This window comes from Vibrio sp. NC2, from assembly GCF_025195005.1.
Classification (GTDB): domain Bacteria; phylum Pseudomonadota; class Gammaproteobacteria; order Enterobacterales; family Vibrionaceae; genus Vibrio; species Vibrio splendidus.
Map to the genome: position 1 here is coordinate 668,475 of NZ_JANVFC010000001.1, position 26,816 is coordinate 695,290.

General features: G+C 44.0%; 20 protein-coding genes. 9 read left to right on the forward strand and 11 right to left on the reverse strand.

Annotated elements, in window-relative coordinates:
- Positions 1 to 66 precede the first annotated feature (66 nt).
- The gene (locus tag NX845_RS03220) at positions 67 to 2,112 is read left to right on the forward strand and encodes a methyl-accepting chemotaxis protein (protein WP_065682417.1); all 2,046 of its coding nucleotides are present in this window, start codon (positions 67 to 69) and stop codon (positions 2,110 to 2,112) included.
- Between the two features lie 358 nt (positions 2,113 to 2,470).
- On the opposite strand, the gene NX845_RS03225 is transcribed toward NX845_RS03220, so the two are convergent.
- Entirely contained in the window at positions 2,471 to 3,274 is an 804-nt protein-coding gene (locus NX845_RS03225) for a sterol desaturase family protein (protein ID WP_065682418.1), read from the reverse strand.
- Between the two features lie 68 nt (positions 3,275 to 3,342).
- Between NX845_RS03225 and NX845_RS03230 the strand changes: the two genes are divergently transcribed.
- Positions 3,343 to 4,089, forward strand: coding sequence for a tRNA-uridine aminocarboxypropyltransferase (locus NX845_RS03230; RefSeq protein WP_017080483.1), 747 nt, complete (start codon positions 3,343 to 3,345; stop codon positions 4,087 to 4,089).
- Positions 4,090 to 4,252: 163 nt separating this feature from the next.
- On the forward strand, positions 4,253 to 5,161 hold the full coding sequence (gene nagK / locus NX845_RS03235) for an N-acetylglucosamine kinase (protein ID WP_004733781.1): 909 nt from the start codon (positions 4,253 to 4,255) through the stop codon (positions 5,159 to 5,161).
- 194 nt (positions 5,162 to 5,355) lie between these two features.
- On the opposite strand, the gene NX845_RS03240 is transcribed toward nagK, so the two are convergent.
- The 6 genes from NX845_RS03240 to NX845_RS03265 form a co-directional block, all read right to left on the reverse strand.
- Positions 5,356 to 5,622 (reverse strand): DUF2960 family protein, encoded by a 267-nt coding sequence (locus NX845_RS03240; protein WP_004733780.1) that lies wholly within the window; start codon positions 5,620 to 5,622, stop codon positions 5,356 to 5,358.
- A 282-nt stretch (positions 5,623 to 5,904) separates the two neighbouring features.
- Positions 5,905 to 7,722, reverse strand: a complete 1,818-nt coding sequence (locus tag NX845_RS03245) for a bifunctional molybdopterin-guanine dinucleotide biosynthesis adaptor protein MobB/molybdopterin molybdotransferase MoeA (protein ID WP_065682419.1) — start codon at positions 7,720 to 7,722, stop codon at positions 5,905 to 5,907.
- Complete coding sequence (gene mobA / locus NX845_RS03250; RefSeq protein ID WP_004733776.1) at positions 7,722 to 8,306, reverse strand: molybdenum cofactor guanylyltransferase MobA; 585 nt, start codon at positions 8,304 to 8,306, stop codon at positions 7,722 to 7,724. The genes NX845_RS03245 and mobA overlap by 1 nt, the downstream gene beginning before the upstream one ends.
- Positions 8,284 to 9,003, reverse strand: coding sequence for an energy-coupling factor ABC transporter ATP-binding protein (locus tag NX845_RS03255; protein WP_004733775.1), 720 nt, complete (start codon positions 9,001 to 9,003; stop codon positions 8,284 to 8,286). Before NX845_RS03255 ends, mobA begins: the two co-directional genes overlap by 23 nt.
- Positions 9,004 to 9,013: 10 nt before the next feature.
- Positions 9,014 to 9,712, reverse strand: coding sequence for an ABC transporter permease (locus NX845_RS03260; protein ID WP_017068184.1), 699 nt, complete (start codon positions 9,710 to 9,712; stop codon positions 9,014 to 9,016).
- A 230-nt stretch (positions 9,713 to 9,942) separates the two neighbouring features.
- A complete protein-coding gene (locus NX845_RS03265) occupies positions 9,943 to 10,749 on the reverse strand; it encodes a substrate-binding domain-containing protein (protein WP_017077255.1) in 807 nt (268 codons plus the stop codon).
- A gap of 303 nt (positions 10,750 to 11,052) precedes the next feature.
- On the opposite strand from NX845_RS03265, the gene NX845_RS03270 reads away from it, so the two are divergent.
- The 3 genes from NX845_RS03270 (at position 11,053) to NX845_RS03280 (ending at position 16,439) form a co-directional block, all read left to right on the forward strand.
- On the forward strand, positions 11,053 to 12,516 hold the full coding sequence (locus NX845_RS03270) for a sigma-54 dependent transcriptional regulator (protein ID WP_065682420.1): 1,464 nt from the start codon (positions 11,053 to 11,055) through the stop codon (positions 12,514 to 12,516).
- Positions 12,506 to 14,533 carry a cache domain-containing protein gene (locus NX845_RS03275; RefSeq protein WP_004733766.1) on the forward strand — a complete coding sequence of 676 codons (2,028 nt, stop codon included), beginning with the start codon at positions 12,506 to 12,508 and terminating at the stop codon, positions 14,531 to 14,533. Before NX845_RS03270 ends, NX845_RS03275 begins: the two co-directional genes overlap by 11 nt.
- Before the next feature lie 286 nt (positions 14,534 to 14,819).
- Positions 14,820 to 16,439: a methyl-accepting chemotaxis protein gene (locus tag NX845_RS03280; RefSeq protein ID WP_065682421.1), complete on the forward strand. Its 1,620-nt coding sequence runs from the start codon at positions 14,820 to 14,822 to the stop codon at positions 16,437 to 16,439.
- Between the two features lie 134 nt (positions 16,440 to 16,573).
- On the opposite strand, the gene NX845_RS03285 is transcribed toward NX845_RS03280, so the two are convergent.
- Together NX845_RS03285 and NX845_RS03290 are read right to left on the reverse strand one after the other, a co-directional pair.
- On the reverse strand, positions 16,574 to 17,461 hold the full coding sequence (locus tag NX845_RS03285; protein WP_065682422.1) for a mechanosensitive ion channel family protein: 888 nt from the start codon (positions 17,459 to 17,461) through the stop codon (positions 16,574 to 16,576).
- A gap of 1 nt (position 17,462) precedes the next feature.
- Positions 17,463 to 19,808 (reverse strand): ATP-binding protein, encoded by a 2,346-nt coding sequence (locus NX845_RS03290; RefSeq protein ID WP_260256518.1) that lies wholly within the window; start codon positions 19,806 to 19,808, stop codon positions 17,463 to 17,465.
- 451 nt (positions 19,809 to 20,259) lie between these two features.
- On the opposite strand from NX845_RS03290, the gene NX845_RS03295 reads away from it, so the two are divergent.
- Positions 20,260 to 21,843, forward strand: a complete 1,584-nt coding sequence (locus NX845_RS03295) for an ABC-F family ATPase (RefSeq protein WP_017077249.1) — start codon at positions 20,260 to 20,262, stop codon at positions 21,841 to 21,843.
- Positions 21,844 to 22,030: 187 nt separating this feature from the next.
- Here NX845_RS03295 and NX845_RS03300 read toward each other — a convergent pair whose 3' ends face one another.
- Together NX845_RS03300 and fdhD are read right to left on the reverse strand one after the other, a co-directional pair.
- Positions 22,031 to 23,920: a methyl-accepting chemotaxis protein gene (locus tag NX845_RS03300; RefSeq protein ID WP_260256519.1), complete on the reverse strand. Its 1,890-nt coding sequence runs from the start codon at positions 23,918 to 23,920 to the stop codon at positions 22,031 to 22,033.
- Positions 23,921 to 24,256: 336 nt separating this feature from the next.
- Entirely contained in the window at positions 24,257 to 25,096 is an 840-nt protein-coding gene (fdhD, locus tag NX845_RS03305) for a formate dehydrogenase accessory sulfurtransferase FdhD (protein ID WP_260256520.1), read from the reverse strand.
- 370 nt (positions 25,097 to 25,466) lie between these two features.
- Here fdhD and NX845_RS03310 point away from each other — a divergent pair, with 370 nt between their 5' ends.
- Together NX845_RS03310 and NX845_RS03315 are read left to right on the forward strand one after the other, a co-directional pair.
- The gene (locus tag NX845_RS03310; protein WP_260256522.1) at positions 25,467 to 25,931 is read left to right on the forward strand and encodes a DUF3305 domain-containing protein; all 465 of its coding nucleotides are present in this window, start codon (positions 25,467 to 25,469) and stop codon (positions 25,929 to 25,931) included.
- Positions 25,921 to 26,610, forward strand: a complete 690-nt coding sequence (locus NX845_RS03315) for a DUF3306 domain-containing protein (protein ID WP_260256523.1) — start codon at positions 25,921 to 25,923, stop codon at positions 26,608 to 26,610. The genes NX845_RS03310 and NX845_RS03315 overlap by 11 nt, the downstream gene beginning before the upstream one ends.
- Positions 26,611 to 26,816 lie beyond the last annotated feature (206 nt).

Here is a 26,816-nt window from a genome sequence, read left to right on the forward strand (position 1 = left end):
ATCAAGGACTTCTAGTATACGAACTAACTTAAGGATATCTCTTTTCGTAGTCAAACTGGATTTCACATGCCCGACACAAATTTATCAATAAAACCCTCACGTTATACATTCTCGCTCATTCAAACCGTCACTGCTGTATTTATTTCCATTCTTTTACTCGTTAGTTTTTTATCAATGGTTAGTATTCGGGGAGTTGAACGGGTCGGGGGACATTTTGACGCACTTTCAGAACAAGCTTTACCCCTTGCTTTACACAACGCCGAATTAACGCAAAGCGTATTAGAGCAAGTGAAACTTCTCACCTATAGCACCCAGTCAACCGACTTAGATGCGCTGAATTCGACAAGGGTTTCAATTGACCAACTCGCAACAGAGAGTAATACCACGCTTGAGGAACTCCTTTTTATCTCCCAATCTTTTCCTGATGCGATCTCTTTAGAGCAGCAACAAAACCTTATTGATGATATGGCGCAACTGCAAACCATGACTAATACGGTATTGCTGGCACAGATTGAGATTCAAAGTAAGCAAAACCTAATCGACAGTAAAATGGGCGAGTTTCGTTATGGTGTTGGCTCGATCGGACCTGAAATGAACCGAATCAGCTCATTCTTGGTTGAAGACAACCCAGAAGCGAGCGATGCAGCAAACCGATTTACATCCAGTGCATCCGCTATGGCCAATACCTTCTTGATGTTGATGATGCAATCTGACCTTGATAAAGCACAAGACGAATATCGCCAATTGAGAAACCGAATCGCAGGCCTTAACTTAGCTTACAGCGATTTTGCCGATTGGCACCCAGACATTGCAGAGTTCGCAAGCTTGACGGCTCCGTATGAGATGGTGAAAGAAGGTTTCACCGAGCAAGGGATAATTAAGCAAGTCCTCTTGAAACTCGAACTGGTTCAGCAGCAAGAGCAAAACTTAACGCAAGTCATCACCCTAGCGAATACCGTCATCAGCACATTGAATCAGTTGTCTTCTACCGCTTCCCACCTGATTGATGAAAGTGAACTCGTTGTAAATCAAACCATCACCAACATTGATCGTGTGTTGTTTATTAGCGGGCTAGTGATTGCCGTAATCATTGTGATTTCATGGTTCGTGTTACGCCGTTGGATGAATAAAGGGCTTAAAAACATTACTCAACAGTTGAGTTCACTTGCAGATCATGACTTCTCTAAACAAAGTGAACTACTCGGGCCGCTAGAGTTACAGGTTATTACTTCGAAACTCAATACGGTCGTTGATTCCACCGCGGATTCGGTTCGTTTGGTAACGCGCAACTGTGAAACGCTCTATCAAACCGCTGAAGTAAGCCATGACGCTGCCGAGCAAACCAATTCAAGCTTGAACGAGCAGAACGAATCGCTACAGAATATGATCACCACAATTACAGAACTTGAAGCATCCATTGGTGAGATTGCTCGTATCTCGAACGCATCGAATGACGACGCGCAGATAGCAGAAGACGAATCAGTCAATGGTAGCCAAGTGGTCGGCCTTAATCAGAAGCGATTACAAGCACTCGAGCAATCTCTTAGCCTGAATCAAGAATCGATGACGGACTTGGATATTCGCGTTAAACAGATTCGTGAAATGGTCGACGTGATCAGTGGTATTGCAGAAAACACCAATTTACTCGCATTGAATGCCGCAATAGAAGCAGCGCGAGCAGGAGATCAAGGCCGCGGGTTTGCAGTGGTTGCCGATGAAGTACGAAAACTGGCGAGTGGTACCTCCCAGCAAACCACTAATATTCGTAATATGATGAACGAGCTAGTAGCGGCAGCTGATCGCTCACGTGCTTCTGTAACAGAATCGAGAAGCGAAATGGCGAATGCACTGGAAACCAGTGGCGATGTAAAACAAGCCTTCGAGAAAATCGAATTCGCGGTTAGCCAGATTAAAGGACGTGTTGAGCAAATCATGGTGGCAACCGAACAACAAGCACGTGCGACTGTCGATGTAACGCATTCTATCACTCGCGTGTCTGAGCAGGGGGAGAATACTAAACTGCAACTTGAATCCATGATTGAAAGCTCAGAGCAAGTCGGACAGATAGCAGGACACCAACAAGCTATGCTTCACAAGTACGTGCTCAAATAAACGTACGTACTGAAATAAACGTACGTACTGAAATAAACGTACGTACTGAAATAAACGTACGTACTGAAATAAACGTACGTACTGAAATAAACGTACGTACTGAAATAAACGTACGTACTGAAATAAACGTACGTACTGAAATAAACGTGCGTGAGAGTTAAGTTAGTGTGCGCAAGAGGTTAAGCACTTAGCCACTAACTACGCTTATTACGACTATCGATACAGAAATGCCCTTAGGTTCTCACAAGAATCTAAGGGCATTTTGTTTTCGGATTAAGATAACTTTGTTATTAAGATAAGTTTGGCTTTAAGGTGATTTTGGTCTCAAAATAAGCTTGAGCCTCAAACCAATTCGAACCTAGTTTTTCGTCGTCGGGAATCGAGCAAATGGCTGACGTAGCATCAGATATAACCGTTGTTCTTTACCATCTTGAATCTCGGGAACACCAATATGCACCTTATCGTGGCCAAGCTTTGGTTGAGCGCGGTAAGTCTTAAACCGGATGTCCCACACAGATAAAAAGAAACCGAAGTTTGAGTGGGTTTCTTTCACGATAACCGAGTGATGAACGCGGTGCATATCTGGTGTCACAATCACTTTTCTCAACCGCTTATCAATCCACAACGGTAGACGCGCATTGCTGTGGTTAAACATCGCACTCGCATTAAGAACAATTTCAAATATCACGACCGCAATTACGGGAACACCAAGTGCGATTACCAAACTCACTTTGATGAGCATTGAAAGAATCATCTCAATAGGGTGAAAGCGCGTTCCGGTTGTGACATCGATATCTAGGTCCGCATGGTGAACTCGATGTAGCTTCCACAACCAAGGAACACGGTGAAACACCAAGTGCTGCAGGTAAATGGCGCAATCTAACAGTAAAACGCAGATCAGAATGGTGAGTTCTTTAGGAAGTGACAGAGTATTGAACAGACCCCATTGGTTTTCTTGTGCAATGACCGCCGCTTGGAATGCTGCGATAGGAATTAGAGTGGCTAATAGAAAGCTGTTCAAAGCAACCAACGCAAAGTTATTCCCCCAACGAAACCATTTGCTTTGAGTCAGTGTTTTACGCGGAAAACGGTATTCCCAAAGCGCACACAATCCAAAAACGACAATAAAACAAACAAGGCGAAGCAGTGATGGGTCTTGCATGGGAATTCCTTCTATCATTCTAAGGACACTGTAAGTACAATCGTGCCACTTTTCTAGAGTTATCGTTATTGTCCATGAGAATCCACGCTTTTCACCGTTTATATCAACATCGTTTGTCCATTGCTACCAAACCGTTTAATGCGCGCGGGTGTAAAGTCGTGCGATGTGAATTCTGTAAAATCAAACAAGACAGCTGTATCTGTGAACATCAACCTAACGTTGATACGAACGTCGCGACTATGTTGATCTTGTCAGACAACGAAATCTTAAAGCCAAGTAACACTGGCCGTTTGATTGTTGATACGGTTAAAGACAGTTACGCCTACCTTTGGCATCGTACTGAGCCAAATCAAGAGATGTTGGATGTCCTCAAAGATGACAAATACCAACCTGTGATCGTATTCCCTGAAGACTATACCGACGACAAAACGCGCGTAGTTCAAGATCTGCCACAAATGCGCGACCCAAACAAAACACTGTTGCTGATTTTCATTGATGGCAGTTGGCGCGAAGCACGACGTATCTTCCGTCGTTCAGAGTATCTGCAAGATTTACCGGTGTTGTCGATTGAACCGGAATCGGTTTCTCAATACATGATGCGTAAGTCAGACAACGAACAACATCTATCAACGGCCGAAGTAGCGAGCTTAGTTTTGAAACAAGCCGGTGAAGAGCAGGGCGCTAAGACTTTACAGCTATGGTTTGAAGCATTTCGCGAAAGCTACATGTTGAGTAAGACACGTTATAAATCGGATCCAACCAAGCCAAGCCTGAATGCTTTCATAGAGCATACTAAAAGTGAGACGTCACTCTAACCTTTAACCGCTTTGTGCTGACTTGTTGTTCAAACAGATTCGAACACGAGATAAGTTTGTTATCTATCACGGTTTGTAGGGGGAGTGTTATGGATAATGCTTCCTAGTTGTTTAATTTAAAAATTTTATTTGCCCGAATTTAGGGAAAAATTGGAGAGATTTCATGTATTACGGCTTTGATGTTGGCGGCACAAAAATTGAGTTTGGTGCGTTCAATGAAAAACTTGAGCGAGTAGCAACCGAACGCGTACCAACGCCTACTGAAGATTATCAACTGCTACTTGATACGATTGCCGGTTTGGTAAAAAAATACGATAGCGAATTCTCTTGCGAAGGCAAAATTGGCCTTGGTCTTCCTGGTATGGAAGATGCGGACGACGGCACTATGCTTGTTGTTAACGTACCGGCTTCAACAGGTAAGCCATTACGCAAAGACTTAGAAGCGCTGATTGGTCGTAGTGTTAAAATCGAGAACGATGCGAACTGTTTTGCGCTGTCTGAAGCGTGGGATGATGAATTGAAAGATGAACCATCAGTAGCGGGCCTAATTTTAGGTACTGGTTTTGGTGGTGGTTTGGTTTTTGATGGCAAAGTATTCTCAGGACGTAACCACGTTGCTGGCGAGCTCGGCCATATGCGTCTTCCTATTGATGCATGGTTCCACCTTGGCGACAACGCACCGTTACTAGGCTGTGGTTGTGGCAAGAAAGGTTGTTTAGACAGCTACCTATCTGGTCGCGGCTTTGAACTGATTTATGAGCACTACTTCGGTGAGAAAAAGAAAGCGATTGAAATCATCCAAGCGTACAACGAAGGCGAAGCAAAAGCAGCTGAGCACGTTGACCGTTTCATGGAACTATTGGCTATCTGTTTCGCAAACCTATTTACTGCACTTGACCCGCATGTTGTAGCACTAGGTGGTGGACTTTCAAACTTCGAACTTATCTACGAAGAGATGCCAAAGCGTGTTCCTAAATACCTATTGTCTGTAGCGAAATGTCCAAAGATCATCAAAGCGAAGCACGGTGATTCAGGCGGCGTTCGTGGTGCTGCATTCCTTAACATTAAGTAATCGTCACTTACCGTTAAGCTAATTAAGGTTAGATAGTTAAAAGCATAAATAAAAATGCCGCAATCTCTAAAGAGGTTGCGGCATTTTTTATTGTTCAGTGTTTTCGTTTCTTTAGCTCTTAATTCTTAGCTCTCAAGTGCAAACGAAAAGCTAGAAGCTAGAAGCTACAGATCGAGAAAAAGAAGCCAGAGGGCTTACTTCTTCTTTTTACCAACACCAAGGTTGTCTTTTTGCTTCAACGTAAGCTTAGTAAAGCCTAGCTTACGGAAATAGTTGTCTTGGTAGTTACGAACCGCTTTAGTATCAGAAATAAACTCAAGCTGTTGCTCAGTTTTTAGATACTCAGTGATGTCGATACCTTCAGCTGCAGCGACAGCTTCTTGGATCGTGCGGTGTTCTTGTTTCGAAAACAGTAACTCTTTGTCTTCGTCTTTGTAAGTGTACAGAATGGTACGAGCCATGATGCTCTCCAATAGAATTATTACTTTGCGCGCACTCTACATAAAAACAGTACGTGGCTCAAGGTTATGATAAAAAATCTTAAGATTATCGTTCTTCAGGCTTATCGCTATTTAAGCTTTTCGTCTTTTAAGGAACGAACAGGTTGTCTTTTACAAAACGAACAGAAAAGAAAGCCCCTTAACATCGAAAGCTCGATAGAAGGGGCTTCATCTATGTTTTGGCAAAGAGCTTCTAAGTCAATTAAAAAGCGGCCAAGTCAATTTAGGTGTTTGAGCTTTGAATCAAACGCGACCTTGTAGCGGAATGATCGTCACTGTCTCGCCAACTTTCACCGTATCAACCGCTGGCGAGATTTCGATTAAGCAGTTCGCTTCGCTCATTGAACGTAAAATACCTGAACCTTGCTTACCGGTTGTTTTCACTTCAAGTACGCCTGATTCGTTCATTGAGAACACACCACGGCTGAACTCGGTACGACCTTGGCGTGAACGCAACTGTTCGGTCGCTACCGCGTTCGCTTTAACTGGTGTCCAGTTCGTTTGACCTTGTAGCTTGCGGATCGCGGGTTCTACAAAGTTAATGAATGACACCATCACGGCTACTGGGTTGCCAGGCAAGCCGAAGAAAGGTTTGTCTTCAATTTTGCCGTAAGCAAGAGGGCGACCCGGACGCATATTGATACGCCAGAAGTTGATTTCACCCAGCTTATCTAACGCAAGCTTGATGTAATCCGCATCACCGACAGACACGCCACCAGAAGTCAGAACCATATCGGTTTCAAGCGACGCTGAATGCAGAATATCCATCATCTTCTGTTCATCATCTTCAATGATGCCGTAATCAACGATGTCACAGCCGAGCTTTTGAAGCATGCCGATGATAGTAAAACGGTTCGAGTCGTAGATAGAGTTTGGTTTTTGCTCGCTGCCCGGAGCTTGAACTTCGTCACCCGTAGAGAACACACCCACTTTCACTTTACGCAGAACAGGGCAGTTGCCAAAACCTAACGACGCCATCATGCCCATTTCTGGCGCTTCGATGCGTGTGCCACGTGTAAAGACAGGTTGGCCGATTTCTAAATCTTCACCCGCCATACGGACATTTTGTCCAACCGAGATTTTCGCACCTGGGAAGCTAACTGTGTCGCCTTCTTGAGCGGCTTGTTCGCGCATCACAACAACATCAACGCCTTCTGGCATTGGTGCACCCGTCATGATCTTAACGGCTTCACCTTGTTGAACGGTTTTGTCGTAGCTGTGGCCAGCCATGACTTCAGCAACCAGTTGGTAACTATCCAGTTCTAAATCTTCACTACGAATTGCGTAGCCGTCCATTGCTGAGTTGGTGTTTTGAGGTACATTGATTGGCGAGATCACATCTTCAGCCAACACTCGACCGTAGCCCTGCAGTAGTTCAACACTCTCTGTGAGATCAAGCGCGTCAATGCTATCAACAATCTTTTGTTGGCCTTGAGTAACGGTTAAACCAGCAGGAGAGAACGAATCACAACACACTGCGGGCGTGTTGTCTTTTGAAGACGAACACGACGCTGCTTTGCTTGTTTGCGAAGAAGGGTCGAATGATTGAGCATATTCAATAATGAAATCACGAATCGCTTCTAAGTCACTGATCGCCATTTGTGGCAGTTCAGATTCTACTTGGCTGTCTGCAGCAATGGCAATAATGTTGTCATCGTTCGGGTATAACCAAGGTTTACCGACTTCATCTCTGTGCAATTCAATTTTAGGGAAAGCAATGTTCTTGCAGCCTTCAACCAGAATCAAGTCCAGCGTGTTGGTATCGAAACGTGTCAGAAGGTAATCAAAATCAGCTTCGGCTTCTGGCGTTTCTGTCATCATCACGTGACGGTTACGAGAAGCGATCAACATTTGATTCGCGCCCGCTTTACGTAAGCGGTAACTGTCTTTACCTGGCTTATCGACATCAAAATCGTGGTGAGCATGTTTAAGAACACCCACTTTTAAACCCGCATTAGTCAGCAGAGGCAGTAACGCTTCAAGTACCGTTGTTTTGCCTGTACCGCTATAAGCAGCAAAGCCCAATAGAGGAAGGTTAGGGCGTTGTTTTGAATCTTTCATTATTGAAGCGTTCCGAATTGGGTGAGTTCTTCTGGCGTGTTCAGATTAACAAAGCAGTTAGGAGAATCGCTAAAATCGACATATTCCGTGACACATTCTTTGTATAGCAAGATGATTTTACGATCACCACGCTCCAAAAACGCTTCTAGCTTTGGCAGAACACGTTTGTGGAATAGGGTGAATACAGGTTGCTTAAATTCGCCATCATGCGCGACAAGAATGTCGCTGTCTTCTTTAACTGCAGAACAAAAACGCTCAACAAGGTCGTCACTGATTTGTGGGCTGTCGCAAGGGACAAAGCCGACCCAGTCTGTACTCGCGTTTTTAAGGCCAGCATGAATGCCGCCCAATGGACCTGGATAGTCAGGGAAGGAATCGGAAACAACCGGAGCAAATGCTTGGTAACTGTCTAAGTTACGGTTGGCATTGATGGTGATGCTGACATCTTGCTGTGACAGCTTGTTTATAACGTATTGAATAAGCGGAGAACCGTTGAGCTCAACAAGTCCTTTATCTTTTCCGCCCATGCGGCTGGCCTGTCCGCCAGCCAAAATAACCCAACTAGTTTGCGTTGGAAGCAGCATAAATATTCTCTTGTGCTTTATCTTTCTGAATAACTTGCAGAAGCGGCGATTCGGTCAAAGTATTGTCTTTGATCCACCATTGCTTCTTACATAAGTCGGTTAACGCGTTAGTTTGGTGACTAGTGATGACTAAACTCGCGCCTCTTTGAAGAAGATCTTCGGCCATTATCACCAATCTTTCAATAGATTCTTTGTCTAAAGAGGCACTTGGTTCATCCATAAGCAAGATTGACGGCTTAAGAATCCAGGCTCGTGCCATTGCAACGCGTTGACGCTCACCACCAGACAACACAGAAATGTGTTCATCTGCCAAGGTTTCTAAACCTACCATTCTCAGCGCATTAATTATTTGAGCTCGCTTATCTTTTTGGCTCTCTTTGTTAAAGCGAATGCCATAAGCGACATTTTGGTACACCGAACCATCAAAAAGATAGGGGGTTTGATGCAGGTAGATAATGTCTTTGAACTTGAGCCTAGGGAATAAGATCTGCTGCCAGCTTTGTGTCGGAGACTGAATGCGGCCAGAGCTTGGCTGAATCAATCCAGACAATATTTTAAGTAGGGTCGTTTTACCCACACCATTATCTCCTTTGAGATAAATGGCATCGTTGGGGCCGATCGACAATTCAGGGATATGGAACAAAACGCGCTCTTTGTAGCGCATTGAGATTTGCTGCGTTGTTATTTTTATACTCATGACAGCGTTCCTAAGTTCTTAAATAGCCTTTTCCTCTCACACTGGAAAGGAAAAAGTTAAGGGCTAATGCCAATGCTAATAACACCATACCGAGGGCGACGCCTTGAGCGAATGCGCCTTTGTGGCTTTCCATAGCGATAGCTGTTGGGATGTTTCTTGTCATCCCCATAATGTTGCCACCAACCATCATTGAACAGCCAACCTCAGTGACGATACGAGAGAAGGCAGCGATAGTTGCAGCTAGAAGAGGGAAGCGCGTTTCCCAAATTAAGGTACATGCCACACGTGTGGTTGATACGCCAAGCGTGCGCGCCGTTTCAACCGCTCGGCGGTCACTGGCTTGGAGAGCGCCGTGCATCATCGCGACTAGGATTGGAAAACAGATCAGCATCTGACCTAGAATCATCGCCTTTTGGGTGAACAGTAATTCCCAATCACCGAGTGGGCCAGAACGAGAGAGCATCATGTACATCAACAAACCGATAACCACGGTTGGGATAGCTTGCAGGGTGTTGATCACCGATAACAATGCCCACTTCCCTGGGAACTCGGTATAAGCCAATAAAAAAGCCATAAGGATTGCAGGAACAATCACTAATGAGATGGCGGACAAAGATACGCTGAAGGATACCGCGACGATTTTCCACAATTCGTGGTCAAAACTCACTAGTAGGTTCATTGCATCAATCGTTGTTTGCCATAGGGTCATGAAGTATCTCGTGTGAATCGATAATAGGTCTTTATCGGTAATGACTGATGTTAATCATAGCTGACACAAACTATTTGAGCTTGAATTGGCCAGCTATTGTTTTAAGAGTGTTTCGTTAACTGTTTAGCTAAGTGTAGTGCTTGTTGGTTTTGACTACACCTTCAACGCTACGCTTTACTTACAAGCAACGACTCATTGCTTACAATCAACGATTCTAAGCTTGCAACAAACTATTCTGCGCTCGCAACAAACAGCTGTTTGCCGTGCAGTTTAAAGTCGTTAATCAGTTTCTGACCTTTAGGGTTAACCAGCCAGTCACTGAATACTTTCGCAGCTTGGTAGTTGATGCTCGGGTAGCGTTCTGGGTTAACAAGAATCACTTGGTAAGGGTTAAACAGGTTCTTGTCACCTTGGAAAAGGATTTTAAGATCCAATTTGTTTTGGTAAGCCAACCAAGTACCACGGTCTGTCATGGTGTAGCCTTGCATCTCTGACGCCATGTTCAGAGTAGGGCCCATGCCTTGACCCACACTGCGATAACCACCGAAGTTTGGTTCCATTTTAGTTTGTGCCCAAATACCCATCTCTTTCTTATGAGTACCAGAGTCGTCACCACGAGAAACGAAGGTCACGTTATTGTTCGCGATTGCTTTGAACACATCAGTCACTGCTTTTTGAGATTCAATCTTCGCTGGATCGCTTTGAGGACCAACGATGACAAAGTCGTTGTACATCAGCTTGCGAGGTAGAACCCCGTAACCTTGTTCAACGAAATTCGCTTCAGCCTTTGGTGCGTGAGTCATCACTAGGTCTACATCGCCATTCTCACCCATGCGAAGTGATTTACCTGTACCCGCAGCTAAAACATCAACTTTGATACCAGAATCTTTTTCGAACTCAGGTAATAAGTAGTCAAGTAGACCTGAGTGGTAGGTACTTGTGGTTGTCGCCAATTTGATATGGGTGGTGTCTTCCGCGCTGCTAGCCGTGTAACTGACGATAGATAGAGCTGCAATAGTTAGGGGAATTGCTTTCATTATTATTATGTCCATTCTGTTATAAATGAATGACATGCCTTCAGTTTTAAAGGGCTCAAAAAAGGGCATGTGCATAAGACGCTAATTGTTGTAATTAGAAATCTACACCTTATAAGCAATCTTAATGCCAATAAATCATGCATCAGATCTCATTAAATTGCTGTTATTTCGGACAAAACTGCGTCATTTAGCCCTCTAAAATGAATCAAAACATGAGCTAGGACAAAATGTCGCACATTGTCCCTGTTGCACAAAAGGTTAATTGGTACACTCTGTCCCAACTTTCCCCACCGGCTAATCATTATGTCTTTACCTAGTTCATCTGCACCCAACCTCAACCCGAACACATTGACTCAATATCAAGCGTTTTCCGTCTTGGTTGTGGATGATGAAATGGGTATGCAGGCTATTTTAAAGAAAGCACTGGGTAAGTTCTTTGGCAAGGTGTCGAGCGCAGGGTCGGTTGAAGAAGCTGAAATACTGCGTTCGAGCGAGCATTTTGATCTCATTGTTCTTGATATCAACCTGCCAGGTCGGTCTGGTATTGAGTGGGAAGAGGCGTTTAACGACAACGACAAACGTGCCGATGTGATTTTCATGACAGGTTATGCTGATTTAGAGATGACGATATCTGCGCTTAAGCTTGGTGCTTCAGATTTTATTCTTAAGCCATTCAACCTCGAACAAATGATACAAGCGGTTCTGCGTTGTATGGACAAGCGCCTTGACCAAAGAATGCAGTATGCGTTGAAGCGTGATGTTAGCCGTCATATCAAGACCGAATTGATCGGCAATTCAGACAAAACTAAACAGCTTAAATTGCTGATCAGTCAATTTGCACCGTCAAGAGCATCCGTTCTTATAGAAGGTGAGTCAGGTACGGGTAAAGAGTTAGTTGCTCGTGGTGTACATGAAGCCAGCAAGCGTAGTGGCCCATTTGTGCCAATTAACTGTGGTGCAATTGCACCTGAACTTCTGGAAAGTGAGCTATTCGGGCATACCTCTGGCGCATTTACCGGCGCGAAGAAAAACCGTGAAGGTCTATTCAGAGTCGCAAGTGGTGGCACCTTGTTCCTTGATGAGATCGGTGAAATGCCACTGCCAATGCAAGCAGCGCTGTTACGTGTGTTAGAGCAACGTACTATTCGTCCAGTTGGCAGTGAGAAAGAGATCGCTGTCGATGTACGTGTCGTCGCAGCAACAAACCGAAACCTTCAAGAAGAGGTCGATAAAGGCCACTTCCGTCGCGATCTGTTCTACCGACTCAATGTACTTAAGATTGATGTTGTGCCATTGAGAGAACGACCGTCTGATCTGATAGAGCTTGTTCCATACTTCACTCGTCTTTTATCTAGTGAACTGGGTATGCCGGTTCCAAACTGGGCACATGAAGATATCTTGGCAATGAATGAATACGAATGGCCGGGCAATATCCGCGAACTTAAGAACTTAGTCGAAAGATGCATTCTTTTAGACAAGCCACCAGCACACTATTGGCGAGAAGTGAATGGTGATCCAGCCCCAACCAGCATTTCAGTGACGGTGTCACATGGGGCGGAAATACCAAACTTGAATAATGTAGACGCAGCTGAGGGTTACCCGAACACTTGGACACTCAAAGAAGTCGAGAAATCTCACATAGAACAACTGGTGAGTTTTCATGATGGCAATAAATCTGCAGCAGCGAGAGATCTCGGTGTGGCGCGTAAAACACTAGAGCGTAAGTACAAAGAATGGAACACAGAAGGCTCTGAATATGCCGATTAGACGTCATTGGTGGACAAAGTGGGCGTTCCGGTTCAAAACCATGGTGCGTTATCGCCTGCTATTTCTAACATCCGCTCCCATCATTCTTACCTTATGTGCGCTTGTCGCTATAACACTGTATTGGTCAGTACATTACACGTGGCAGGGGGCTCTGATTGATGTCGATGAGCGTTTGGATGTTGCCGACAACAGTATCCATCTAATTCAGAACCAACAGGCCTATAACGTTCAAGCATTTGCTGAGTCTTACAACTTCCGAATCAAACTCACGAGCGATATTTCGAAAGAAGAGCTCACACGTTGGGTTTCTGAAAACAAATCTCGCTATGAACTCGATTTTCTACGCTGGCGCAGCGTCGAGAGCATGGAGAAAAAGCTTGAATACCTCAACCTGACACACAAAGAATCGTTCTTTAGTGTATTGAGCCAAAACGAACTCAACGATTTAGACCAAAACCTTGCCAGGCAAGCCGAAGTCCCAATGCTCAATAGTCAAAATGTTGAAACTCGGGGGTTAGTTAGCCGCACCGTTGTGTCGATTCGTGACAAGAATGATCACGTGATTGGTTTTCTTGACGGCGGGATCCTCCTTAATAACAGCACACAGTTGGTTGATCAGATCAGCAATCTCATTTATCCGCAACGCGAGGGCTTTAATCGCCGCATTGGTACCGTCACTGTGTTCCTTGATGACCTACGTGTCAGCACTAATGTACCGTTGAGCAGCGAAGAAAGTGCAGGGCGCGCAATTGGTACTCGTGTTTCTCACGAGGTTCATTCTAAAGTATTGAATGAAGGCAAAGAGTGGCTAGATAGAGCGTATGTTTACGACGCTTGGTACATCACCGCGTATCAACCGATTCATGACCAATTCGATAACGTCATCGGCATGCTTTATACCGGTTATCTGATTTGGCCATTAGTGGAAACATACTTGACTAACCTTGGTGAAATCAGCATTACGATTGTGTTGTTGTTACTGGCTTCTGGTTTGATCGTTCACCGTGGTGCGCGTGATCTTTTTAATCCTATTGAACGCATCCATAAAGTCGTCAAGCTAGTGCAGATGGGGCAAGACAAGCGAATTGGCACTCTTGGTTTGAACGATCAACACGAGCTGACTTTGCTCGCTAAACAATTCGATAAGATGTTGGATTTGCTGCACGAACGTAATCAAGAGATCCAACAAGCCGCTTCAGAACTCGAATGTAAGGTTCATTCTCGTACTGCTAGCTTGAAAGAGAAAACCGAAGAACTCGAACTGCATATCAAACTATTAAACCAAGCTCGAGACAAGCTGGTGGTCAATGAAAAACTAGCCGCGTTAGGTGAATTAACCGCGGGTATTGCCCATGAGATTAATAACCCGACGGCGGTGATTCTTGGCAATGTCGAATTGATGAAGTTTGAACTCGGTGACGAAGTCGCTCGTGTAGACGAAGAAGTCCACGCGATCATGGAACAGATTGACCGAATCCGAAATATCACGCGAAGCCTGCTTCAATATAGCCGTCATGGTGGCGTACAAGACGAAATTACGTGGCAACATATCAATCCAATAGTGGATGAGAGTATTACGCTCGTAAAAACAGGCGCGAAAAAGAAAGGCATTGTCTACGTATCACAACTGCATGCTAAAACGTCTGTGGAAGTTAACCGAAACCAACTTTTGCAGATTTTGGTTAACCTACAGATGAACGCGATTCATGCCATGGACGGACAGGGCACATTGACTATCTCAAGTGAAGACTGGGTGGAGAATGGCGTGTCTCATGGTGCAATCGTTCATGTTCAAGATGAAGGGTGTGGTATCAAAGAAGAACAATTGAAACGCATCTTTTCACCTTTCTACACCACCAAACGTGACGGTACAGGCTTAGGCTTATCAGTATCTCAAAGTATCTTGAGCCAAACGGGTGGCGAGATCCGAGTTGAATCTGAGGTAGGCAAGGGAAGCCGCTTTAGTATCTACCTTCAGCAAAAAGCGACACCACAGTTATTGGTCTCAAACCTATAATTTTTTTAGCTTTAAGCTCGAATCGAATCCAACCATATTATCACCTGATAATATTTCTACTGCGCTTGGGCTGTTACATGAACGTTTCAGCCCAAGCACGAAAATCCTGCACTACTAAACTATCGCCAACTAAATCTCAACCTCTGACTGTTTGACGAGCACCTCTTTTTGAATATGTAACACAGTGTATATCTTTTGATCTTGATGCATATCATCTGAACTGTACGGATTTTTGATACATTGACCCCAAATTCATAATCAAAAAATATAATAAAGTCAGTCAGCTATGAAATTAAGTAATCTATCTATTAAATCAAAACTTATCTCCATCGTCATTTTATCGGTTGTTCTATTGGTAATGGCGTCATCTTTCAACCTAATGCAACAACGTGAAAGCTCAATGCAAGAGCGCCAAGATAAACTCAGTGCTCAAGTCGAAACCGCGGTCAGCTTAGCGAGTTACTATTACAGCCAACGTAACGTGCTCGGTGAAGAAGTAGCAAAGAAACAAGCGCTGCAAGCAATTGAAACGCTTCGTTACGACACCACCAATTATTTCTGGATCTTAAACCAACAACTCAACGTTGTTATCCATCCATTAAAACCTGAACTCAATGGCAAGAACGCAGGTAACTTTAAAGATGGTGCAGGTAAACACCACTGGCGTGAGATGGTCACCATTTCACGTACCCCTGAGGAGAAAGGGTTTCTTGATTATCAATGGATGAGCCCGCAAGGTGAACTCAAAGACAAGATCTCATATGTACAGCTATTCCCTGAGTGGAATTGGATTGTTGGCTCGGGAATCTTAGTTGCGGATATTCAAGACGCTTTCTATGCACTAGCGCTCAAAGAAGGACTGGTCGCGGTTGTATTATCAGGCCTGTTGTTTGCTATGGGCTACGCGATTTCTAACAATATCCTTGTGCCACTTAACAAGCTTATCGACAACACCCATAAGATTGCCGATGGGGATCTTCGTGTACGCATGAACATGACACGTAAAGATGAACTGGGCGATATGAGTAATCAAATTGATACCATGCTCAACAAGTTACAAAGCACGCTTCGTACAGCGAATGAATCAGCAGGTTTATCCAGCAACATGGCGAGTCACATTGCACAAGCCAGTGAAGAGGCTGCGACCAGTGTTAACTCACAACATGCACAGCTTGAGTTGCTATCGACGGCAATGACAGAAATGAGTGCCACCATTTCTGATGTCGCTGTTAATGCTGAAAATACTGCCGCAAGCACCAATAAGGTTGTCGAGCACGCAAACCAGAACGACCAGAACATGCAAGTAACGTCTAAAACCATATCTCAGGTTTCAGAAAACATTTCGACCGCGAATGATCTCGTCAGAGACTTACAATCTGGTGTCACAGAGATAAGCCAAGTGGTGAGCGTGATACGTGATGTATCTGAGCAAACGAACTTGTTAGCGCTTAATGCGGCAATAGAAGCAGCCCGAGCAGGTGAGCAAGGAAGAGGGTTCGCGGTAGTCGCAGATGAAGTACGTAACCTCGCAAGCCGCACTCAAAACTCAACCAATGAAGTTCAATCGACGATTGAAAAACTGACTCAGCAAGCCGAGCGTACCTTTAAAGCAATGCAAAGCAGCAATGAGAAAGTCGATCACAGTGTTGTCGCGTCTAACGAAACTCGCCAACAACTCGATGTGATTGTGAATGAGCTTCACAACGCTAACGACATGGTCGCGCAGATCGCCGCCGCCTCGGAGCAACAAAGCACGGTAGCAACCGAAATGAGTGAAAGTGTCACTGGGATTCATCTGGCGGCTAACGAAGTATTGCAAGCTTCACAGTCGTTAGCTGAGGATAGCCAGAAAATGGCCAACACTACAGAACACCTTACTGATCAGTTAAAGTACTTTAAGGTCTAAGCGAAAACCTCATAAAAAAACACCTCCGCACTTGAGACAAGTTCGGAGGTGTTTTTGTTTGTAGATGACTGGATTGTTAACTTGCTCAACAAAAGAAGAGCGTTAAGAAAAAGAAGCGCGTTAAGCCAATCTTGTTAATGTGCAGTCACTGAAATCTTCGGAGGGTTGATATTGTGTTTTCTAAACTCTTTCATCACACGCAAGGTAATATCGGTTTCAAACAGCTTCTCATACGCCGTGTCGACCACATAGGCCTTACAAGTTAACTGTATCGCCAAGTAATTATCCGTAATCGTCTGTTTGACTAGAACCGTAACAGGCTTCGGCAAGTGGATGTAACGACTTGAAGACGCCGCTTCTTGAATCAAGTCACGGGCTAGGGTGATGTCTTCATTCATACCGACATAAAATGGAATCACCACCTGCATATCCAGCGCGCCATAGTTACCACTGGTCGTTACTTCGTTTAAGAACTTGTTGTTCGGGATCGTGATAATGTCGTCGTTCAGGGTTCTCATTCGAACAGAACGCAAACCAATGGTAATGATGTCGCCATAGTTACCTTCGAACGTGACGCGGTCACCAACTTGAAAAGGTCTATCAATCATCACCGTGATACCAGCAATGAATGACGCAGCCAAGTCTTTAAGCGCAAAGCCGACCGACACGGCGAGGGTACCACCAATCAAAGCCAGTATTTGATCGTTGATTCGAAAACTCATCATGAACACAATAAGGCCGGTGCTCACGTAAATAAAGAACTGAGTAAATGACTGCAGTTTCTGTAGCAGCATTCGATATTGCACGAACTGACTACCAAAACTGGACACCAACGAATTGATGAACTTAAGTAACAACCACATTGCGGCAATAACGATCATGGAGAAGAACACACCGCTCCAACGCACCAAACTCGCAATCTTTGAGATGTTTTCTACGTTAGCTAACTCTTCCGTCGCAAAGGTCGGGAAACTGACAGCACTTGCCAAGCCAACAAATAGTAGGATAAATAACTTCTTCATTTTACTTCACCAGTAGATGTTGACGGTCGAGAACGTTTGTAATGTGGCGGAACCAGTGCTCAGAAATTCGAGCCTTTTCTTCATGCCAACCAATATAACCACGGCTTTCAAAATAACGTAGAATCCCGGTTATCTCTGCAATGCTCAGTTGAGTACATTCAGACAACACCTCCGGAGAAGCTATTTCCAATTGCACGATAGAGCGAAGTACAGCCAGCATAGGTTTTGGCATATTCTCGAGTTCCTGTGCTTCAGGAACATGGAACAAACGCACCACGGCTTGATCTGTCTCTTTATTTCGGTTCAAAGAGAGCCTAAAGAATCGCAGCGCAACGGTAGGGTTGCCATCAGAGTAGTGCCACAAGATTCGATAGAAGCCTTGGCGTGCGCGTTCTTCTTCACTCATGTCATCTTGGTCCCACTGTTTAGGGACAACTAAACCATCAAACGATAACGGCTTTTCAAGTTCCGTATTGATACGGCTATTTAGAAGCTCACCGACTTGTTTCTCTGTCCAACGAGGTAGGAAACACACCAAGTCAAACAGCAGACGCTCACCACGCGCTCTATCAACAAATCGCCAGCTCGACTTAGCAATCGAAATCACGATACGGTGGTTCTTTTTAGAGCGACGCAGTAGGTTGGTTAAACGGATCAAATCAGACAGGCCGCCAACCATTGGTTTAACCAATCGCTGTGCATTGTCGATCGCAATCAAGTACGTGGTCTTGCTTTTACGAAGGTGCGCCAAGATCTGAATCTCAGTCGCTTCTTCTTCCAAGCCGATGCTCACGGCTAGATGCGCTAAGAGCTCTTGGTAACCCGCGTAAGGGCAACTTACGTAAACAGGCTCTGCGTTGGAGACTTTATGCAGCAAGGTATAGAGCAGTGTTGTCGCGCCCACACCACGTTCACCTGAAACAATACAAATAGCAGGGCTGTCCGACATCAAGTAACGAGAGAGTTGCTTAACCTCATCGCCTGCGTAATCAATTAAGGTGCTATCGATATTACCCGGCAGAATGTACTCATAGGTTTTGTCTCCTTTGATTCGAACCAAGTTTTGTTGGTTTTTATCAAGATCAGACTGCTTAGCCACTTCGATTCGAAAGAGATAGGCTAATGCTTGACTAAACAACGTGTAACTAGAAAGCAATGCCATGATTCGATGTTGGAAGTTGTAAACACTCAACCACACGATTCCAATTGCCGTCGCCAGTATATTAAGTAAGAAGGTTTCCTTACGGTTTACCGCCCAGTTAACCCACACCGGACGATCAGATATGTGTTGCAGCGTATCGAAGACTTTCGCTCTCCATAATCTCAGTACCGATATCGTGACCAGCACGAACCAGAAAAACAGCGCACTGTAGATCCAGCTGTAAATGGTGCCTTTACCCAGTGTGATGCTCGATATCTGCAAAGTCAGACCTGCAACAATAATACTCCAAACATAGCGACGAATAGTCGATAGTCTCAGCGCGATGACTTCTTGATTTGATGTGCGACCCAAGCGATACGCAAATTCAAGAATAAAGCTGATAGCAATCGAGCCACCTAGAATCCACCACGTGAATATTTCTAGGAAAATCAGGTGCTGCAGGCTAGGGATGCTAGAAAGCACTCTCAAAGAAAGTGTGATAGCGATTAACCAAGCAATCGCACGCTCAGCGCGGCTGATATACCAAATCACACGAACCAGAAAAGGAGGCTTCGTTTTCGCTTCGAGAAAGTTAACTCGAAACAACTCAATCAAGCGAGTGCTGTTGGCAAGCCACCATACTAAACCGAAGTAAATGAACAGCACCTTTAGAGAAGCCCAAATGACAGGCACTGGAGAAATAAAAATGTCTTTAATTAGTGCTTTAAAGCTACGAATTTGGAAGTAAACAAGATACTCAATATTGAGCTTGGTTAATTCCCACTCTTGTTTAAATTGAGTCACGCCGTATGGGCCAAAACCGGTTAAGCGCTCTTTATTCGCGGAGTTTGTCTGCTCTAAAAGATGCTGTTTACTTACGTTCAAGCTATTCAATGTTACGTAGCTCGTTTGCACGGAAAACCATTGATCGGCGTCGTTGTTATCTCTATAAGCTTTTACCTGTTGCTCGAAGGTTTTGATTTCCAGCTTTTGAACTCGCAGAACTTCAGCAAGTAAAATGTTGACTTGGCGTCTGTCCGACTGCTCCATAAAGAGGGGATCCGGTAGGGAATCAATACGCTTATCCAGATCTACAGCAGTATTAGAGACCTGAGGCTGAGATTGTAAGTCATATTCCAAGTTGGCATGACTCGGCCAAGAGAGAATGGCCAAAGTGAAGATTAAGAAGCGCGAAAGTGAACGCATAAAAGTCTCTTAGAATTATGAGGTTAGGATTACTATAGTTAGTTAATCTTACTTTGTGAAATCCAACCCCGTATCAGGGGCGAGTACTTTATTCCCGTTTTGGCTGATTTTGTCATGAAATTGTCAGAGATTAGGCTAGTCTTGCCTATGTCTGTTGTTGCTTTTATCGGGTTAGCTTTACTGTGACCAATCAGTATACGATATATTCAATGGTTGGCATGATTTGGGACGTTATATACCGCCCATTATGGGGTGCTGTTCGATATTTTGTTTTTCCTGAAAGTAGATGGTTTTTTAACGACAAATAGAAAATCAAAAATGTGAGTCAGCTCAAACTATGATTTGGCTAGGTTATCACTCACTTAATGGCGAGTAATTGCAATCAAGACTTGCAGTTAAAGCCCCGAAGAAGTAACGTTGCGGCGTTTTTCACATTAAAAAGGTAACGGCATTGATCTCCACAGCAAATATCACCCAACAATTCGGCGCTAAGCCACTTTTCGAAAATATTTCAGTTAAGTTCGGCGAAGGCAACCGCTACGGTTTAATCGGCGCGAATGGCTGTGGTAAATCGACGTTCATGAAGATCCTTTCTGGTGAACTTGAGCCAAGTGCTGGTAACGTAAGCTACGATCCAAATGAGCGCGTTGCTAAGCTAAACCAAGACCAGTTTGCTTATGAAGAATTCACGGTAATCGACACGGTTATCATGGGTCACAAAGAGCTTTGGGCGATCAAGCAAGAGCGTGACCGCATTTACTCTTTGCCTGAAATGAGCGAAGAAGACGGCATGAAAGTGGCTGATCTTGAAGTTCAGTTCGCTGAAATGGACGGTTACATGGCAGAAGCGAAAGCAGGTGAGCTTCTTCTTGCTGTAGGTATTGAAGAATCACTGCACTTCGGTCTAATGAGCGAAGTAGCACCGGGTTGGAAACTTCGTGTTCTATTGTCTCAAGTACTGTTTGCAGACCCGCATATCATGCTTCTTGACGAACCAACGAACAACCTGGACATGGACACCATCAAGTGGTTGGAAGATACGCTAAACCAACGTAACTGCACAATGATCATCATTTCGCATGACCGTCACTTCCTAAACTCAGTTTGTACACATATGGCTGACCTTGATTACGGCGCACTTCGTCTGTTCCCTGGTAACTACGATGAGTACATGACAGCAGCGACACAAGCTCGCGAACGTCTACTTTCTGATAACGCGAAGAAGAAAGCACAAATTGCTGAACTTCAAACGTTCGTTTCTCGTTTCTCTGCTAACGCATCTAAAGCGAAACAAGCGACATCTCGTGCTAAACAGATCGACAAGATTCAACTAGATGAAGTAAAAGCGTCTAGCCGTCAAAACCCATTCATCCGTTTCGAACAGTCTAAAGAGCTATTCCGTAACGCGCTTGTGGTTGAAAACCTATCTCAAGGTTTTGAAGAAGACCTATACAACAAGTTCGATGCGATTTTCGAAGTTGGTGAGCGTGTTGCTATCATCGGCGAGAACGGTGTGGGTAAAACAACACTACTTAACACACTAGCGGGTGCTCTAGAAGCGCGTACTGGTGAATATAAGTGGTCTGAAAACTCAAACATCGGTTACTACGCTCAAGATCACGCACATGATTTTGAAGAAGATCTAAACCTGTTTGACTGGATGAGCCAATGGCGTCAAGAAGGCGAAGACGAGCAAGTTGTTCGTAGCTTCCTAGGTCGTATGCTGTTTGGCCAAGACGATATCAAGAAATCTGTAAAGGTTATCTCTGGTGGTGAGCAAGGTCGTATGCTTCTTGGCAAGATCATGATGCACAAACCAAACATCCTGCTAATGGATGAACCAACAAACCACATGGATATGGAATCTATCGAAGCGCTTAACTTGGCTCTTGAGAACTACAAAGGCACATTGTTCTTCGTATCTCACGACCGTGTATTCGTAGACTCTCTAGCGACTCGTGTTCTTGAAATCAAAGACGGCAAGATCAACGACTTCCGCGGTACTTACGCTGAGTTCTTGAAAGCACGCGCTTAGTACACATTAAACATGAATACGTAGTACAACGTTAGTACGTATCCCTGATTAAAAAGGCCTCTATCTTTATGAATAAGATAGAGGCCTTTTGTTTTTCATATCAGTTTTTTATATCAATCTCTTTGTATTAAAAAACGCCGAGTGGTTGGTCGCAAATACCTTTACTCATCAATACTTACACTGCTCATTAATACTTAAACTGCGCCACAATCTTCTCAAGCTTCACACTCACGTTCGATACTTGTTCACTACAACGAACTGACCCTGAAACCACGGTATGAGTATCACTGGCTAAATGAGCGATATCGGTAATGTTCCGATCGATGTCCGCTGAAACCATGGATTGCTCTTCAGACGCCGTGGCAATCTGGCTGTTTAAGTCGAACATCTCTCCAACTTGAAAGTGTATCCCTTCAATCGCATTTACCACATCTTTGGTTTGGTGTTTAACTAACCCCGTTTGTTCTAGGCTTACCGACATCTTAGCGACCGTTTTTGCTATTCCAGACGTTAGGCCATGAATGGTCGATTCAATTTGATGGGTTGAATCGTTAGTCATTAGCGAAAGCTCTCTGACTTCAGAGGCCACGACTGCAAACCCGCGTCCATGATCACCAGCACGCGCAGCTTCTATCGCTGCATTTAGCGCGAGTAGGTTAGTTTGTTCCGCAATGCCTTGAATCGTAGTAACGACTTGATTGATTTCGCGACTCTGATCTTCAAGCTGCACAATTAGGTTTTGAGATTCTGCAATGTTCTCTGCCAGCACATTAATGCTGTCATTGGTTGCGTGGGTTTCTTGTAACGCCTGATGTGCATTGTCTTTGATCTTCTCAGCGTTCATCGCCGCATTTTCTATGTTTGCCGTCACCTCATTACTGGTCATCACCAGCTCATTAACTGCCGTAGCTACTGATTCAGATTGTTGCTTCTGCTTCTCAGCATTACTCATACTTTTGATTGCCGCTTCTTCAGAGCTACACGAACTATCGGTCAACACCGTCATCACGCCGGATAGCTCTTTGATGTTACCGTGCAGTTTATTGATGAAGGTATCGAACGAGTGAGCAAGTTGTGCGAGTTCGTCATTGCCTTTGGCATTCATGCGAACGGTTAAGTCACCATCTCCACTGGCGATTGATTCCATCATCACGTTTATCGCTTTGATGCGCGCAAGTATGTTGCGACCAATAAACACCAATAATAAAGAGAGCAGAGCGACGATGGCGGCACCAAATAGATGCAATGTATTTTTGGTATGTGTACTCGCCGCTGTGATGGCTTGGCTTATCTCGGTTTGTACCGTTTCAATAGCTTGTTCTGTTTTGTGGACGTTGCTACGTAAGGCGCCTCTAAGACCGAGTTCTGCCGATAAACCTAAATTGGTGTTAGCCAACAGAAGCGTTTCAACCGCAGCTTTGTAATCCGAATAGGCTTGCTCTGTCGCAACCGACGTTTGAGAGTAGGGTTCAAACTCTTTAAGAGCACTCGCTAACGCCATATGTGTTTGGTCATTAATATGAGCGAGATAGTGGAAGTCTTTTTCAATCAACTCTAACAGCGCAAGCTCTAAAGCCAAACTCGATTCAGATTCGATCGCTGATTTTAACGCGGTTCTTTTGCCATCTAACGCAGCGACAAAGCCTAAAGGTTCGGTCGTACGTTCAATGTTATTTACTTGTTCGACGATTTGGTGAAATTGCTTTTGATATTGATGGAGAGTGTCCGAAATCCGTGTCATTTGGTCAGACAGGTGCAGCTCGTGCGAGGTGAGAGTCTGGTTCAACGTCACCAATCTTTGATTCAATGTGTCGGCGGTTATATCGAAACGTTCTGCGTATTTTTGATCGTGGCGAGACAAGAAATCTTTTTCGTGTCTCCTGAGCGTTAGCAAGTCAACTGAACTCCTGAGGTTTTCAGTCGCAGCACGTTCCAAGGATTCAAGCTTGTCTAAGCTGAACTGTTCGTAAATGGCGTATATGAAGACTGAAACAAACAGGGTGAGGTTGATTAGAATAAATTTACTGCGTATTGAAAGAGACAGCGAACGACGCTGAGGTTCCGATGGATTACTCATGGTTAATTCCCTTTAAGCCAGTGACGTTGATATTCATATTTATTTTGTAATTAATTGAAATATTTAAATGATGAATATGTAACTAATAGCTTATAAGGTTATTAAAGCAAGATTCGTTTACAACTAAGGTCGAGGGAGCCGTTATTTATCTACAAGCAAAAATCAGTGGGCACCGTTGATAGAAACCTCCAAGCTATATAGCTTACTAGGCATATCTTGAAATAAACTTTGAACAAATAAAAAATGCCGCTCATCAAGGTTATGAGCGGCATTGTTGTTTAGCTATATCGTTCGCCTAAAATCAGCTTTAATTAGGCATGAACAGGGCTTTTGAACCTAGCTTTCAGATAAAGCTTGTTCACCTTTTACATCGAATTCAATCTTCTCTGCGCCAGTGAACACTTGGAAACGCAGGCCTTTAGCGCGAGCAATGGTCGTAATACCAAATTGCTGAGCCAAGTCTAAGCCCATTTGTGTTACGCCAGAGCGTGATAGCAGAACAGGAATACCCATCTGCGCTACTTTGATGACCATTTCCGAGGTAAGGCGACCTGTGGTGTAGAAAATCTTGTCTGTACCGTCTTCTTTGTTAAGCCACATCTCACCAGCCAATGTATCAACGGCATTGTGTCGGCCAACATCTTCAACAAACGATAGAACCTTGTCGTCTTTGCAAACAGCGCAACCATGTACCGCGCCAGCTTTCTTGTAGGTGTCGTTGTAATGAGTCAGTGCTTCTAAAGCCGTGTAAATTTCAGATTGCTTAATTGTGGTCTGAGTCACTTGGTAATCTTCCAACTGCTTCATCACGTTACCAAACATGGTGCCCTGACCACAGCCAGAGGTCACCGTCTTCTTCTTAAGCGCTTGCTCAAGTTGGCTAGTATCTTCTTTGGTGATAACCGCTGCAGAGCTGGTTTCCCAATCGATGATGATAGATTCAACCGCTTCAGGGTCAGAAAGGAAGCTTTGGTTCTTCAAATACCCCAAGACTAAAGATTCAGGGCGTGAGCCGAGCGTCATCAGGGTTACGATCTCTTTCCAGTTCAACATAACGGTAAGAGGGCGTTCACAAGCGATCTGTTTGGTTAGCTTCTCACCATATTCATCAAACACTTCAACTTCGATTGTCTGAAGTGGGTTTTCGCTAGTTTTTATTATGTTTGGTTTTACCACAGTCACGTCCTACTTAATGAGATAGCGATTTTAAGAGATAAGAAGTTAACAAGAGGGTCTAACGCCGATCTTGTTCATCGATTCTTTAACTCATGCTTAAAGCAAATCTTATTCCAAAATAACGGGTATTCAGGAAAACATGAAGCATTCGATTAAAATAGCGCAAAATATGAGAGTTCACCGAGTCGAGTTGTCTGAAATAACCAGTATCGACTAACGTTATAGTGACAACTTGATAACGAACGCTATAGATACGCTCTCGCAGTTAATCCGTATTGGCGTGTTTATTGCTTTATAGCGCTTATATGATTGAGCTAAGTACAAAATGTCCTAAGCACATTCAGACCAAAGAAAATCAATTGGGTGAAGTATGTCTGAGATAAAAGAATTCAAAGAACAATATGAAAAAACAGAAGCAGCTTGGCCGATAGGTGTCCGAAGAATAGAGAAAGAGATCAAAACAGGTATCTGGGTAACGACGCAATGGGAATTGACGGGGTTTGAACTGTCGTCAGAAGACGATGCCCAAGACGTTTGTTTACTCCAATTACATAAAGACGAGCGTACAGACTATCGTTTCAACCTAAGCTCTCAGCAACCTAAGCTTTTCTTAGTGATGGATAATGTCGATTCTGGTGTAAAGCCAGTTATTCAGTTACTTACAGCATCACAAACCGTTGCAGGGCAATACATGGACGGTGACAATCAAGTGTTGTCTTACGATATTCCTTTGCCCGTACAGGCTTGGATGGAAGCCTTCATCGGCCGTCATGGTGAGTTGCTAGAAGCAAGACGTAAGAAACGTAAAGGTGCGGGTAGATCTAATGGCAACTAACTTTTTCAGCCGCTGGTCTCAGAGAAAGCTTGATGAATCGACCGACGAACCTTTGGAAGTAGAGCAAACACTGGAAGCAACAGAACTCACTTCCTCTGATTCTTCATCTTCTGAGATTTCGCCTGCTGATCTTTCGTCTGAAATCGAAGCAGCAGCGCCTCAGTCTTTAGAGAGTGATGCTTTAGAAACCAATGAAGAAGTTCATGCTGCTGACGTTCAAGATCCCGCACCAGAAACCACTGAAGACTTGTCTGTTGCTCAATTATTGGTATCAGAAGCATCAGAAAGCGTAAAAAAAGCCGCATTGCGTAAATTATTTCTATCCGAAGAGTTTAACGTTCGTGATGGTTTAGATGATTACGACGACGATTACAGTAATTTGAAGTCTCTTTCTGAAGGGGTAGCGGAAACCTTGCGTGATTGGGTTAAAGACAAAACGGAAGAAGAAACTGCGCCAGAAGAAGAACAACTCATTGATAATAAAGACGAAGGTGAAGTTTTAGAAAATTCTGAAAGCGATCTCGATGTGTCTGATAATGAACTTGAAACGTCAGAAAGTGCCGAAATAACCGAACAAGAAAAAGAACTGTATAAAAACACAGTATCAGATGATAACGCTACAATGTCAGACGAAGCTGACCTGAGAGAGATGGGACAAAATATACCACACAAAGAATAGGTACATTTTGACTAAATACTCAATGAACCGCTTGCGACAAAATGTCCCAAGCGGTTTTTTTATACGCACAATAAACGCTATAAAAGATTAAATTACTGATATATAAGGTTTATTAAATTGGCATGGCATTTGCTAAATAACGTTTATTATCAACTTTTTTGTAGATAGACGAATTCATAGTCTGACGAGCGGGACACTGGCTAAAG